This is a genomic window from Citrobacter sp. 50677481 (assembly GCF_001463265.1).
GTDB lineage: Bacteria > Pseudomonadota > Gammaproteobacteria > Enterobacterales > Enterobacteriaceae > Citrobacter_A > Citrobacter_A sedlakii.
In genome coordinates, this window is the sequence record NZ_LNHZ01000057.1 from 60,099 (window position 1) to 72,871 (window position 12,773).

The window sequence follows — 12,773 nt, forward strand, 5'->3', positions numbered from 1 at the left end:
TGAATCATAAGTTTGCTAAATGTGATCAACGCCCTTAATTGTTATTTTTTGGAGAATATAAGGTTAAATTAATGTTTAATTTGGAGTGAGTTAGCATTTAGTAGAGACAGCTTGTGTTATTTTTTTAGAGTTATTGAAACTATTAATTAACATTTATGCATCATATTGCCGTTGGCGAAGCAAAATTTGGCGTTGGCGTGTTGAACAACGCGGCGGGAAAATATCAAAAATGAGAACTGAATCGAGACACGAAATCCGCGCCCAATTTTACAGATTTCTTTGCTATCCTCTCGGTCAGTTTCGCCACGCTGGTTTTTCGTGGCCTGTAGCCGAGTAGCCGAATTGAGAGGTAATGATGCCACTGGTTAAACGCAGCGCGCTGGCGTGCCTGATGTTTTTTATGACCTCTATGGCGGTGGCGCATCCTCATAGCTTTATTCGCCTGAAAACAGAAACGGTGAGTGAGGATGGTCGCCTGATCGCGTTAAAAATGCGCTGGACGATGGATGAGTTAACCTCAGCCGACCTGCTTTACGACGCGGGGGAGGCGAAACCCGGCTCGGAAGTCTGGAAGAAACTGGCGGCGGAAGTGATGGCGAACGTGCTGGGACAGCATTATTTCACCGAAATGTGGCATAACGGGCAGCGGGTGAAATTTAAAAATCGTCCCACGGAATACGGTATGGCGCGTGAAGCCCATCAGGCTGTACTGACGTTTACTCTGCCACTCGCTGAACCGCAGCCGCTGAGCGGGCAAACCTTTACCTTTTCTACTTTCGATCCCAGCTATTACGTCGATATGAGTTATGAAGAAGACAGTGACGCCACGCTCTCTCCGGCGATGGCAACGCAGTGCGACATTGCCATGCATACCCCGACCCCCAGCGAAGAATCCCTGAAATTTGCCCAGTCGCTGGATAAAGCGGACGCGCCGCCGGAAGATATGGAACTGGGTAAACAATTTGCGCAGAAGGTCACCCTGAGATGTCGGTAATGTCACCCTCTCGTCTTCCTTCACGCCGCTGGATGGCTCTTTGGCCGCTGGCGCTGTTTTTATTGCTGGCTACCGTGGGCGGCGTCTGGCTCTGGCAGGCATGGCCGCAGGTGATGATTAAAAGCGTGCTCTGGCAGCGGGAAGTTAATCAGCAGATGGGCGCTTTGCTGAAGACCGTTGCCGCGAATCCGGCACAGGCGGGCGGTTCGCTGCTGCTGTTCAGCTTTTTGTATGGCGTGCTGCATGCGCTGGGGCCAGGGCATGGCAAGGTGGTGATCGCGACCTGGCTGGCGACCCATCCTTCTAAGCTGAAATCGAGTATCGGCCTGACGCTGGCATCCTCGCTATTGCAAGGGCTGGTGGCGATTGGACTGGTGGTGCTGGTGCTTGGCGTGCTACAGCTTCCGGCAAGGCAACTCCATTTGAGCAGTTTCTGGCTCGAAAAGGGCAGTTACGCTTTGGTTGGCGTCCTCGGGCTCCTGCTCTGCTGGCGGGCGTTGAAAAAGCTGCGCGCGCTGCTGCGAAAGCCCAAATTTATCGCCTTTACGCCGCACCATACGCATCATGAAAACTGCGGCTGCGGGCATCAGCATTTACCGGATCCGCAGCAGCTAAGCAACGATGACGACTGGCGCGCCCGGCTGATGATTATTCTGTCAATGGGGATGCGTCCCTGTTCCGGCGCAATCATGGTACTGCTGTTCAGCAAAGTCATCGGCGTTTTTTACTGGGGAATGGCCTCGGCGCTGGCGATGGCGGCAGGGACATCGCTCACTATTACATCGCTGGCGCTGCTGGTGCACAGCTTCCGGACGCTGGCGGCCAGACTGAGCGGCAACAGTGCGCCGGTATTGTGGCGGCAGGTAGGATGGTTGACGCTGGCGTTAGCCGGAGGGACGTTCTTAATGATTGCTGCGGTGGTGATGTGGGTGAGTGCGGCGCCGACGGGAAGGGGCCTGAGGCCGTTTTGAATAAATGCCGGAGGCGGGCTCCGGCATTTTGCTTAACGCTTCAGCGCGTCGCTCAGTTCGTCACGCATGCTGGCCAGCATCGCTTTCACTACGCGCGGGTTACCCGCCACGATGTTGCCGGTCGTCATGTAGTTATGCCCGCCGGTGAAGTCGCATACCAGCGCGCCCGCTTCACGGGCGATCAGCTCGCCTGCGGCGAAATCCCACGGACGCAGGCCGATTTCGAAATAACCGTCAACGCGCGCGGCGGCAACATAGGCCAGATCCAGCGCGGCGGAGCCGGTGCGGCGGAAGTCAGCGCACTCGGTAAACATTTTGCCGAGGATATTCATGTAAGAGGTGGCGTGCTGTTTCGCTTTGAACGGGAACCCGGTAGCGATGATGGTGCCATCCAGGTCGCGCGCGTTGCTACCGCGCAGACGGTAACCGTTCAGCTGCGCGCCCTGACCGCGGGTGGCGGTGAACAGTTCATTGCGCATCGGATCGTAAACCACGGCGACTTCGGTACGGCCTTTAATGCGGACCGCAATTGATACCGCGAAGTGCGGCAGACGTTTAACGAAGTTGGTCGTGCCATCCAGTGGATCGATAACCCATTGAACATCCTGATCGGTACCTTCATGTTCACCGCTTTCTTCGGTGATGATGGTGTGCTGTGGGTAAGATTTGCGGATCGTTTCGATAATAATCGCTTCTGCGGCTTTATCGACGTTGGTCACGAAATCATTGCTGCCTTTCTGGCTGGTTTCTACTGAGTCAGGCGTTTCGTAGTGTTTGGCAATTACATTACCCGCCTTGCGCGCTGCGCGCACGGCGATGGTCAGCATCGGATGCATCGGTCTCTCTCACTGGATGTTAAAGAACGGGAAAACGGCGCAGAGTATAGCAGCGAGATCGGAATATGTCTCCGGTTTATGATAATATGGCCGAATAATCTTTAGACGAAGAAAGACAATGCTGCAAAATATTCGAATTGTGCTGGTCGAAACCTCCCACACCGGCAATATGGGGTCTGTCGCCCGCGCGATGAAAACAATGGGGTTAACCAATCTGTGGCTGGTGAATCCGCTGGTGAAGCCGGATTCCCAGGCAATTGCGCTGGCGGCCGGGGCCAGCGATGTGATCGGCAACGCGCAGATCGTCGACACGCTCGACGAGGCGCTTGCCGGATGCAGCCTGGTGGTCGGCACCAGCGCGCGTTCGCGTACGCTGCCGTGGCCAATGCTTGACCCGCGCGAATGCGGTCTGAAAAGCGTGGCGGAAGCGGCGAATACGCCGGTGGCGCTGGTGTTTGGCCGTGAACGCGTCGGCCTGACCAATGATGAACTGCAAAAATGCCATTACCATGTCGCGATTGCCGCTAATCCGGAATACAGCTCGCTGAACCTGGCAATGGCGGTGCAGGTTATCGCCTATGAAGTCCGCATGGCCTGGCTGGCGACGCAGGAAAACCCGGACGCCGCGGAGCATGAAGAAACGCCTTACCCGCTGGTTGACGATCTGGAGCGTTTTTACGGTCACCTGGAGCAGACGTTGCTTTCAACAGGTTTTATCCGTGAGAACCATCCGGGGCAGGTGATGAACAAACTGCGCCGTCTGTTTACCCGCGCGCGTCCGGAGAGCCAGGAGCTGAACATTCTGCGCGGTATGCTGGCGTCGATTGAGCAGTTAAAGAAAGAGAAGTAAGCCAGGCCGAAGGCACATACCGTAGGCCGGATAAGCGGAGCGCCATCCGGCAGGTGAAAACGGCACTGAAGGTTAAATACCTGACTAAAACAGTCAAGTAAATAGTTGACCAATTTACTCAGGAATGTCAGACTTGGCCCTGCTATGCAATACCCCCATTTTACAATAAAAACCCCGGGCAGGGGCGAGTTTGAGGTTAAGTAAGACATGAGACTGACATCTAAAGGGCGTTATGCCGTGACCGCAATGTTGGACGTTGCGCTCAACTCCGAAGCGGGCCCGGTACCGTTGGCTGATATTTCCGAGCGTCAGGGTATTTCCCTTTCTTATCTGGAACAGCTGTTCTCCCGTTTGCGTAAAAATGGTCTGGTCTCCAGCGTACGTGGACCAGGCGGTGGTTATCTGCTGGGTAAAGATGCCGGCAGTATTGCAGTAGGTGAAGTGATCAGCGCTGTTGACGAGTCGGTGGATGCGACCCGTTGCCAGGGCAAAGGCGGCTGTCAGGGCGGCGATAAGTGCCTGACTCACGCGCTGTGGCGCGATCTCAGCGACCGCCTGACCGGTTTCCTTAACAACATTACGTTGGGCGAACTGGTGAATAATCAGGAAGTCCTGGATGTGTCCGATCGTCAGCACACCCATGACGCACCGCGCACGAATCGTGCTCAAGACGCGATCGACGTTAAATTACGCGCGTAGTAAGTAGTAAAACGTATTTCAGAATCAGGCCGGGGCAATGACGTATTGCCCCGCTAACTCGGTCGTACATCCAGCCGGTTGCCTGATTCCTTGCATTGAAGCGATGTACGGAGTTTATAGAGCAATGAAATTACCGATTTATCTCGACTACTCCGCAACCACGCCGGTGGACCCGCGTGTTGCCGAGAAAATGATGCAGTTCCTGACGCTGGACGGAACCTTTGGTAACCCGGCCTCCCGTTCACACCGTTTTGGCTGGCAGGCGGAAGAAGCGGTCGATATTGCCCGTAATCAGATTGCCGAGCTGGTCGGCGCCGACCCGCGTGAAATTGTCTTTACCTCCGGTGCGACAGAGTCCGATAACCTGGCGATCAAAGGTGCAGCCAACTTTTATCAGAAAAAAGGCAAGCACATCATCACCAGCAAAACCGAACACAAAGCCGTGCTGGATACCTGCCGTCAGCTTGAGCGCGAAGGGTTTGAAGTCACCTACCTGGCGCCGCAGAGCAACGGTATTATCGATCTGAAAGCGCTCGAAGCGGCAATGCGTGATGACACCATCCTCGTGTCTATCATGCACGTGAACAACGAAATCGGCGTGGTGCAGGATATCGCGACTATCGGCGAAATGTGCCGTGCGCGCGGCATCATCTATCACGTGGATGCCACTCAGAGCGTGGGCAAACTGCCTATCGATCTGAGCCAACTGAAAGTGGATCTGATGTCCTTCTCCGGCCACAAAATCTATGGCCCGAAAGGGATCGGCGCGCTGTACGTTCGTCGTAAACCGCGTATTCGTATTGAAGCGCAGATGCATGGCGGCGGACACGAGCGCGGTATGCGTTCCGGCACCCTGCCTGTTCATCAGATCGTCGGTATGGGTGAAGCCTATCGTATCGCCAAAGAAGAGATGGAAACCGAAATGGCGCGCCTGCGCGCGCTGCGTAACCGTCTGTGGAACGGCGTGAAAGATATGGAAGAAGTCTACCTGAACGGCGATCTCGAACAGGGCGCGCCGAACATTCTTAACGTCAGCTTTAACTACGTTGAAGGCGAGTCGCTGATCATGGCGCTGAAAGACCTGGCGGTATCGTCCGGTTCAGCCTGTACTTCCGCAAGCCTCGAGCCATCCTACGTGCTGCGCGCGCTGGGGATGACCGATGAGCTGGCGCATAGCTCTATCCGTTTCTCTTTAGGTCGTTTTACTACCGAAGAAGAGATTGATTACACCATCGAACTGGTTCGTAAATCCATTGGCCGTCTGCGCGATCTTTCTCCGCTGTGGGAAATGCACAAGCAGGGCGTGGATCTGAACAGCATCGAATGGTCACATCATTAATCGGTACCGATAAGGAGAATTCAACATGGCATACAGCGAAAAAGTCATCGATCATTACGAGAATCCGCGTAACGTGGGTTCCTTCGACAACAGCGACGAGAACGTCGGCAGCGGTATGGTCGGCGCGCCAGCCTGTGGCGACGTAATGAAGTTGCAGATTAAAGTCAACAATGAAGGTATCATTGAAGACGCGCGTTTTAAGACCTACGGCTGCGGTTCCGCCATCGCCTCCAGCTCCCTGGTCACCGAATGGGTCAAAGGGAAGTCGCTGGACGAAGCGCAGGCGATCAAAAACACCGATATTGCCGACGAGCTTGAGCTGCCGCCAGTGAAAATTCACTGCTCTATCCTGGCAGAAGACGCGATCAAAGCCGCCATTGCGGACTACAAAAGTAAACGTGAAGCAAAATAAGAAGAGTTGAGGTTTTGTTATGTCGATTACACTTAGCGACAGTGCAGCAGCGCGAGTTAATACCTTCCTGGCGAACCGCGGTAAAGGGTTCGGCCTGCGTCTGGGTGTAAGAACCTCGGGCTGCTCAGGTATGGCGTATGTACTGGAATTTGTTGATGAACCGGCGGCGGAAGACACCGTGTTTGAAGACAAAGGCGTGAAAGTAGTCGTCGACGGCAAAAGCCTGCAATTTCTGGATGGTACGCAGTTAGATTTCGTCAAAGAAGGTCTTAACGAAGGGTTTAAGTTCACCAACCCGAACGTTAAAGACGAATGTGGCTGCGGCGAAAGCTTCCACGTCTGAGCGCTTACCGATAACCCCACGCGTAATGTCTTACGTGTGGGGTTTGTTCTGACAGGCTACCCCTGAGATAGTTATGGATTACTTCACTCTCTTCGGATTACCCGCGCAATACCCACTTGATCTCCAGGCCCTGACGATGCGTTTTCAGGATCTGCAACGTCAGTATCACCCTGATAAATTCGCCAGTGGCACCCAGGCTGAACAGCTTGCCGCCGTACAGCAATCCGCCACCATCAACCAGGGCTGGCAAACGCTACGCCATCCCTTAACGCGTGCGGAATATCTGCTCTCACTCCACGGATTCGACCTTGCCAGCGAGCAGCATACGGTGCGCGACACCGCTTTTCTCATGGAACAACTGGAACTCCGCGAAGAGCTCGACGAGATTGAACAGGCGAAAGACGAAGCGCGGCTCGACGCCTTTATTAAGCGCGTCCAGTCCATGTTCGACAGCCGCCATCAGCAGATGGTTGAACAGCTTAATCACGAGACGTGGGACGCGGCGGCCGATACCGTGCGTAAACTGCGTTTTCTCGATAAACTGCGAAGCAGTGCAGAACAACTCGAAGAAAAACTGCTCGATTTTTAATTTTCGGAAGCAATTATGGCCTTATTACAAATTAGTGAGCCTGGTCTGAGTGCTGCGCCGCATCAGCGTCGTCTGGCGGCGGGCATTGACCTTGGAACCACCAACTCTCTGGTCGCTACCGTGCGTAGCGGTCAGGCCGAAACGCTGGCTGACCATGACGGTCGTCATCTGTTGCCGTCGGTGGTTCACTATCAGCAGCAGGGCCACACGGTGGGCTACACCGCACGCGAGAACGCCGCGCTGGACACCGCCAACACCATCAGTTCGGTTAAGCGCATGATGGGCCGCTCGCTGGCGGATATCCAGACGCGTTATCCGCATCTGCCGTACCGTTTTCAGGCCAGCGCTAACGGCCTGCCGATGATCGAAACCGCAGCGGGTTTGCTGAATCCGGTGCGGGTGTCCGCGGACATTTTGAAAGCGCTGGCCGCGCGTGCCACCGAATCCCTTTCCGGCGAGCTGGACGGCGTGGTGATTACCGTTCCGGCCTACTTCGATGACGCGCAGCGTCAGGGGACAAAAGACGCTGCGCGTCTGGCGGGGCTGCATGTGCTGCGCCTGCTTAACGAGCCGACTGCCGCGGCGATTGCCTACGGTCTGGATTCCGGCAAAGAAGGGGTGATTGCCGTCTACGATCTCGGCGGCGGCACTTTTGATATTTCTATTCTGCGCCTGAGCCGCGGCGTGTTCGAAGTGCTGGCAACCGGCGGCGACTCCGCGCTGGGCGGCGACGATTTCGACCACCTGCTGGCAGACTACATTCGTGAACAGGCGGGGATTGCCGATCGCAGCGATAACCGCGTACAGCGTGAACTGTTGGATGCGGCCATCGCCGCGAAAATCGCCCTCAGTGACGCGGAGTCGGTCACCGTTAACGTGGCGGGCTGGCAGGGGAAAATCACCCGCGACCAGTTCAATGAACTCATTTCCTCGCTGGTTAAGCGTACCTTACTGGCCTGCCGACGCGCGCTGAAAGACGCGGGTGTTGAGCCGCAGGAAGTATTGGAAGTGGTGATGGTGGGCGGTTCTACGCGCGTGCCGCTGGTGCGTGAACGCGTGGGCGAATTCTTTGGCCGAACGCCGCTGACCGCCATCGATCCGGATAAAGTTGTCGCCATTGGCGCCGCCATTCAGGCGGATATCCTGGTGGGCAACAAGCCGGACAGCGAAATGCTGCTGCTGGACGTGATTCCACTGTCGCTAGGCCTCGAGACGATGGGCGGCCTGGTGGAAAAAGTGATCCCGCGTAATACCACGATTCCGGTGGCGCGCGCGCAGGACTTCACTACGTTTAAAGACGGTCAAACCGCCATGTCGATCCACGTCATGCAGGGCGAGCGTGAACTGGTGCAGGACTGCCGTTCGCTGGCGCGCTTTGCGCTGCGCGGGATCCCGGCGTTGCCGGCGGGTGGTGCGCATATTCGCGTTACTTTCCAGGTGGACGCTGATGGCCTGCTGAGCGTCACCGCAATGGAAAAATCGACCGGCGTTGAGGCCTCTATTCAGGTCAAACCGTCCTATGGTCTGACCGACAGCGAAATCGCGTCAATGATTCAGGATTCGATGAGCTTTGCCGAGCAGGACGTGAAAGCGCGTATGCTGGCCGAGCAGAAAGTCGAAGCGGCGCGCGTGCTGGAAAGTTTAACCGGCGCGCTCGTTGCGGATGCCGCGCTGCTCAGCGCCGCAGAACGTCAGGTTATCGACGAGGCCGCCGCGCGCCTGAGCGAGGCGGCGCAGGGCGATGACGTTGACGCTATCGAACAAGCCATTAAAAACGTAGACAAACAAACCCAGGAATTCGCCGCTCGCCGCATGGACCAGTCGGTTCGTCGCGCGCTGAAAGGCCATTCCGTGGACGAGGTTTAATATGCCAAAGATTGTTATTCTGCCTCATCAGGACCTCTGTCCGGATGGCGCAGTTCTGGAAGCGAAGACCGGTGAAACCATTCTTGACGTTGCCCTGCGTAACGGCATCGAGATTGAACACGCCTGCGAAAAATCCTGCGCCTGTACCACCTGCCACTGCATCGTGCGTGAAGGTTTTGATTCCCTGCCGGAAAGCACGGAAGAAGAAGACGACATGCTGGATAAAGCCTGGGGGCTGGAGCCGGAGAGTCGCTTAAGCTGCCAGGCGCGCGTCACCGAAGATGATTTAGTGGTCGAAATCCCACGTTACACAATCAACCATGCGCGCGAGCATTAACAGAGGGTAGTATGGGACTTAAGTGGACAGACAGCCGTGAAATTGGCGAAGCGCTGTACGACGCCTTCCCCGATCTCGATCCAAAAACCGTTCGTTTCACCGATCTGCATCAGTGGATCTGCGACCTGGAAGAATTCGACGATGACCCGCAGGCATCGAACGAAAAGATCCTTGAGGCCATTCTGCTGGTCTGGCTGGACGAAGCCGAATAAGACAACGGGCTGCCTACGGGTAGCCCGTTTTCCTGTATGCGCGAAGTTAAGGAAAAATAACAATGACAGAAGCCATGAAAATCACGCTTTCCACTCAGCCTGCCGACGCGCGCTGGGGTGAAAAAGCCACATACAGTATTAATAGCGACGGGATTACCCTGCACCTCAACGGTAAAGACGACCTGGGCCTGATTCAGCGCGCCGCGCGTAAAATTGACGGACTGGGTATTAAGCATGTCCAGCTTGCCGGTGACGGATGGGACGCCGATCGCAGCTGGGCCTTCTGGCAGGGCTACAAAGGGCCGAAAGGCAGCCGTAAGGTCGAGTGGCCGCAACTCGACGACGCACAGCGCCAGGAGCTGGACAACCGTTTGACGATCGTCGACTGGGTGCGCGACACCATCAACGCCCCGGCGGAAGAACTGGGGCCGGAGCAACTGGCGCAGCGCGCCGTTGACCTGCTGTGCAGCGTAGCGTGCGATCATGTTTCTTACCGTATTACGAAAGGCGAAGACCTGCGCGAGCAGAATTACATGGGGCTGCATACCGTTGGCCGCGGCTCTGAGCGTCCGCCAGTGCTGTTGGCGCTCGACTACAACCCGACCGGGAATAAAGATGCGCCGGTTTATGCCTGTCTGGTGGGTAAAGGCATCACCTTCGATTCCGGCGGTTACAGCATCAAACAGAGCGCTTTTATGGATTCGATGAAATCCGATATGGGCGGCGCGGCAACGGTGACCGGCGCGCTGGCGTTTGCCATTACCCGCGGTCTGAACAAGCGCGTGAAGCTGTTCCTTTGCTGTGCCGATAACCTTATCAGCGGCAATGCGTTTAAGCTGGGCGATATTATTCGCTATCGTAACGGTAAAAACGTGGAAGTGATGAACACCGATGCGGAAGGCCGTCTGGTACTGGCGGATGGACTGATTGACGCCTGCGCGCAGAAACCAGAGCTGATTATCGACGCCGCCACTCTGACCGGCGCGGCAAAAACGGCGCTGGGTAATGACTATCATGCGCTGTTCAGCTTTGACGATCGGTTGGCGAACCGCCTGCTGGCCAGCGCGGCGGCGGAAAACGAGCCGTTCTGGCGTCTGCCGCTGGCGGAGTTCCACCGTAACCAACTGCCGTCGAATTTTGCCGAGCTGAATAATACCGGCAGCGCGGCGTATCCGGCCGGTGCGAGCACGGCGGCGGGGTTCCTGTCGCACTTTGTCGAAAATTACCAGCAGGGCTGGCTGCATATTGACTGTTCGGCCACCTACCGCAAAGCGCCGGTTGAGCAGTGGTCCGCCGGGGCGACTGGCCTGGGCGTGCGCACGATTGCGAATCTGCTGACCGCCTAAAATCCGCTTTATAGGCCGGGCAAGCGAAGCGCCTCCCGGCATTTTGCCTGACGCGACACGTTGCGTCAGGCCTGCAATCATTTTTAATACGATGTGTGATGCCTATGTCCGAAACGAAAAACGAATTAGAAATTCTGCTGGAGAAAGCGGCGACAGAACCCGCGCACCGTCCGGCCTTTTTCCGCACCTTGCTGGAGTCGACCGTCTGGGTGCCCGGCACCGCTGCCGAAGGCGAGGCGATCGTCGAAGACTCTGCGCTGGATCTTCAGCACTGGGAAAAAGAGGACGGCACCTCCGTTATTCCGTTCTTTACTTCTCTGGATGCGCTACAGCAGGCAGTGGAAGAAGAACAGGCGTTTGTGGTGATGCCCGTGCGCACTCTGTTTGAAATGACCCTGGGCGAGACGCTGTTCCTTAACGCCAAACTGCCGACCGGCAAAGAGTTTATGCCGCGTGAAATCAGCCTGTTAATGGGTGAAGAGGGCAATCCTCTGAGTTCGCAAGAGGTGCTGGAGGGAGGGGAATCATTGATCCTTTCTGACGTCGCTGAACCGCCAGCCCAGATGATCGATTCGCTCACCACGTTGTTTAAAACCATCAAGCCGGTGAAGCGGGCGTTTCTGTGCTCCATTAAAGAAAGTGCCGATGCTGAATCTAACCTGCTGATAGGCATTGAGGCTGACGGCGATATTGAGGACATTATTCAGGCGGCGGGCAGCGTGGCGACCGACACCTTACCGGGCGATGAGCCAATTGATATCTGTCAGGTCGTGAAAGGCGAAAAGGGCATCAGCCACTTTATTACCGAGCATATCGCACCGTTCTACGAACGTCGCTGGGGCGGATTCCTGCGTGACTTTAAGCAAAAACGGATTCTCTGATCACAGGAAAGCCGCCCCGTAGGACGGCTACCTGGCTTACTTGTTCTGAACGTTGAGATTTTTGAACACAGCGTGCCGGGAAGGCCGCGAACCGAACCAGCACAAAAAAACGCGCTGTTGAACGGTTTTTTTGTGGGGATAAGCAAGTCCTGTCGGAATTTATTCAGACGGTTCAGGCTCCACCGGTAAATCATCACGCGCGCCCCATTCACTCCATGCGCCGTCATACAGCGCAACGTCCGGAACCCCCAGGGTGGCCAGCGCCAGCACCACCACGGCAGCCGTCACGCCGGAACCGCAACTGGCAATAATGGGCCGATCCAGACTGACCCCGTGGCGAAAGAAAATGGCGTCCAGTTCGTCAGTCGTTTTTAATTCACCGTCCTGAACCAGCTCGGTCCACGGCACGTTTAACGCGCCGGGGACGTGGCCACGTCGCAGGCCGGGACGCGGCTCATCCACTTCTGCATTAAAACGCGCAGCCGGACGGGCGTCGACGATTTGCGCCGTTTTTTCGTGACTGGCTAACAGCACGTCAGTAACACGCACCACGGCTCCGGGGGTAAACGCGGCGTCAAATTCGCCTTCCGGCAGCGTCACGTCGCCTTCTTCCAGTGGCAGCGCAGCGCGCTGCCAGCCCGCCAGCCCGCCGCCCAGGATCGACACGTTCTCCACGCCAAACGTCCGCAGCATCCACCACGCGCGTGGCGCGGAAAACAGATTTCCTTCGTCATAAACAACCAGATGCTTATCCTGATGTATGCCGAGTTCGCGCATGGCGACGGCAAAGGCTTCCGGGCGCGGCATCATATGGGGCAGAGGAGAGGTGTGGTCGGAAAGCGCTTCGATATCGAAAAACACGGCGCCAGGAATATGTCCGGCGCGGAACTCTTGTGCAACGTCGCGGTCTTCCTGTCCCGGCGGCGCCATTCGGGCGTCGATAACGTGAATATGCGGATCGTTAATATGCTCAGCAAGCCAGTCGGCGGCGACAAACCAGGAAGTGGACATAAGCATCTCCATTTTTGCGTCACAGAAAAGAAGAATTCTCGGACGTTTAGGGATAACGGGCAAGTAAAAGCGCCCGAATTGTCCGGT

Annotated in this window: 15 protein-coding genes; 13 read left to right on the forward strand and 2 right to left on the reverse strand. The window is 56.2% G+C overall.

Annotated elements, in window-relative coordinates; genetic code table 11:
- Positions 1–355: 355 nt before the first annotated feature.
- Positions 356–994: a DUF1007 family protein gene (locus APU02_RS15195; protein ID WP_042291434.1), complete on the forward strand. Its 639-nt coding sequence runs from the start codon at positions 356–358 to the stop codon at positions 992–994.
- Positions 985–1,965 (forward strand): nickel/cobalt transporter, encoded by a 981-nt coding sequence (locus tag APU02_RS15200; RefSeq protein WP_060570493.1) that lies wholly within the window; start codon positions 985–987, stop codon positions 1,963–1,965. The genes APU02_RS15195 and APU02_RS15200 overlap by 10 nt, the downstream gene beginning before the upstream one ends.
- Positions 1,966–1,997: 32 nt before the next feature.
- On the opposite strand, the gene suhB is transcribed toward APU02_RS15200, so the two are convergent.
- Complete coding sequence (gene suhB, locus APU02_RS15205) at positions 1,998–2,801, reverse strand: inositol-1-monophosphatase (RefSeq protein WP_042291430.1); 804 nt, start codon at positions 2,799–2,801, stop codon at positions 1,998–2,000.
- Between the two features lie 118 nt (positions 2,802–2,919).
- On the opposite strand from suhB, the gene trmJ reads away from it, so the two are divergent.
- The 11 genes from trmJ (at position 2,920) to sseB (ending at position 11,675) form a co-directional block, all read left to right on the forward strand.
- Entirely contained in the window at positions 2,920–3,651 is a 732-nt protein-coding gene (gene trmJ / locus APU02_RS15210) for a tRNA (cytosine(32)/uridine(32)-2'-O)-methyltransferase TrmJ (RefSeq protein WP_042291428.1), read from the forward strand.
- 207 nt (positions 3,652–3,858) lie between these two features.
- Complete coding sequence (iscR, locus tag APU02_RS15215; protein WP_042291424.1) at positions 3,859–4,350, forward strand: Fe-S cluster assembly transcriptional regulator IscR; 492 nt, start codon at positions 3,859–3,861, stop codon at positions 4,348–4,350.
- A gap of 124 nt (positions 4,351–4,474) precedes the next feature.
- The gene (iscS, locus tag APU02_RS15220) at positions 4,475–5,689 is read left to right on the forward strand and encodes a cysteine desulfurase (RefSeq protein ID WP_042291421.1); all 1,215 of its coding nucleotides are present in this window, start codon (positions 4,475–4,477) and stop codon (positions 5,687–5,689) included.
- Positions 5,690–5,714: 25 nt separating this feature from the next.
- Positions 5,715–6,101, forward strand: a complete 387-nt coding sequence (iscU, locus tag APU02_RS15225) for a Fe-S cluster assembly scaffold IscU (protein ID WP_002913991.1) — start codon at positions 5,715–5,717, stop codon at positions 6,099–6,101.
- 19 nt (positions 6,102–6,120) lie between these two features.
- Positions 6,121–6,444, forward strand: coding sequence for an iron-sulfur cluster assembly protein IscA (iscA, locus tag APU02_RS15230; protein WP_003037681.1), 324 nt, complete (start codon positions 6,121–6,123; stop codon positions 6,442–6,444).
- Between the two features lie 73 nt (positions 6,445–6,517).
- Positions 6,518–7,033: a co-chaperone HscB gene (gene hscB / locus APU02_RS15235; RefSeq protein ID WP_042291420.1), complete on the forward strand. Its 516-nt coding sequence runs from the start codon at positions 6,518–6,520 to the stop codon at positions 7,031–7,033.
- Positions 7,034–7,048: 15 nt separating this feature from the next.
- Positions 7,049–8,899 carry a Fe-S protein assembly chaperone HscA gene (hscA, locus tag APU02_RS15240; RefSeq protein ID WP_060570495.1) on the forward strand — a complete coding sequence of 617 codons (1,851 nt, stop codon included), beginning with the start codon at positions 7,049–7,051 and terminating at the stop codon, positions 8,897–8,899.
- A gap of 1 nt (position 8,900) precedes the next feature.
- A complete protein-coding gene (gene fdx / locus APU02_RS15245) occupies positions 8,901–9,236 on the forward strand; it encodes an ISC system 2Fe-2S type ferredoxin (RefSeq protein WP_042291414.1) in 336 nt (111 codons plus the stop codon).
- An 11-nt stretch (positions 9,237–9,247) separates the two neighbouring features.
- Positions 9,248–9,448 (forward strand): Fe-S cluster assembly protein IscX, encoded by a 201-nt coding sequence (iscX, locus tag APU02_RS15250; RefSeq protein WP_003037694.1) that lies wholly within the window; start codon positions 9,248–9,250, stop codon positions 9,446–9,448.
- 62 nt (positions 9,449–9,510) lie between these two features.
- Entirely contained in the window at positions 9,511–10,794 is a 1,284-nt protein-coding gene (gene pepB, locus APU02_RS15255; RefSeq protein WP_060570496.1) for an aminopeptidase PepB, read from the forward strand.
- A 104-nt stretch (positions 10,795–10,898) separates the two neighbouring features.
- Positions 10,899–11,675, forward strand: coding sequence for an enhanced serine sensitivity protein SseB (sseB, locus tag APU02_RS15260; RefSeq protein WP_060570497.1), 777 nt, complete (start codon positions 10,899–10,901; stop codon positions 11,673–11,675).
- Positions 11,676–11,834: 159 nt separating this feature from the next.
- Here sseB and sseA read toward each other — a convergent pair whose 3' ends face one another.
- On the reverse strand, positions 11,835–12,686 hold the full coding sequence (gene sseA / locus APU02_RS15265; protein ID WP_060570498.1) for a 3-mercaptopyruvate sulfurtransferase: 852 nt from the start codon (positions 12,684–12,686) through the stop codon (positions 11,835–11,837).
- Between the last annotated feature and the right edge of the window lie 87 nt (positions 12,687–12,773).

Excerpts from the sequence above, each read along its gene's own strand:
- iscA (WP_003037681.1), top strand. The coding sequence starts at position 6,121 with ATGTCGATTACACTTAGCGACAGTGCAGCAGCGCGAGTTAATACCTTC.
- iscS (WP_042291421.1), top strand. The coding sequence starts at position 4,475 with ATGAAATTACCGATTTATCTCGACTACTCCGCAACCACGCCGGTGGAC.
- iscU (WP_002913991.1), top strand. The coding sequence starts at position 5,715 with ATGGCATACAGCGAAAAAGTCATCGATCATTACGAGAATCCGCGTAAC.
- hscA (WP_060570495.1), top strand. The coding sequence starts at position 7,049 with ATGGCCTTATTACAAATTAGTGAGCCTGGTCTGAGTGCTGCGCCGCAT.
- sseB (WP_060570497.1), top strand. The coding sequence starts at position 10,899 with ATGTCCGAAACGAAAAACGAATTAGAAATTCTGCTGGAGAAAGCGGCG.
- APU02_RS15195 (WP_042291434.1), top strand. The coding sequence starts at position 356 with ATGCCACTGGTTAAACGCAGCGCGCTGGCGTGCCTGATGTTTTTTATG.
- trmJ (WP_042291428.1), top strand. The coding sequence starts at position 2,920 with ATGCTGCAAAATATTCGAATTGTGCTGGTCGAAACCTCCCACACCGGC.
- APU02_RS15200 (WP_060570493.1), top strand. The coding sequence starts at position 985 with ATGTCGGTAATGTCACCCTCTCGTCTTCCTTCACGCCGCTGGATGGCT.
- hscB (WP_042291420.1), top strand. The coding sequence starts at position 6,518 with ATGGATTACTTCACTCTCTTCGGATTACCCGCGCAATACCCACTTGAT.
- iscX (WP_003037694.1), top strand. The coding sequence starts at position 9,248 with ATGGGACTTAAGTGGACAGACAGCCGTGAAATTGGCGAAGCGCTGTAC.
- suhB (WP_042291430.1), bottom strand. The coding sequence starts at position 2,801 with ATGCATCCGATGCTGACCATCGCCGTGCGCGCAGCGCGCAAGGCGGGT.
- fdx (WP_042291414.1), top strand. The coding sequence starts at position 8,901 with ATGCCAAAGATTGTTATTCTGCCTCATCAGGACCTCTGTCCGGATGGC.
- iscR (WP_042291424.1), top strand. The coding sequence starts at position 3,859 with ATGAGACTGACATCTAAAGGGCGTTATGCCGTGACCGCAATGTTGGAC.
- sseA (WP_060570498.1), bottom strand. The coding sequence starts at position 12,686 with ATGTCCACTTCCTGGTTTGTCGCCGCCGACTGGCTTGCTGAGCATATT.
- pepB (WP_060570496.1), top strand. The coding sequence starts at position 9,511 with ATGACAGAAGCCATGAAAATCACGCTTTCCACTCAGCCTGCCGACGCG.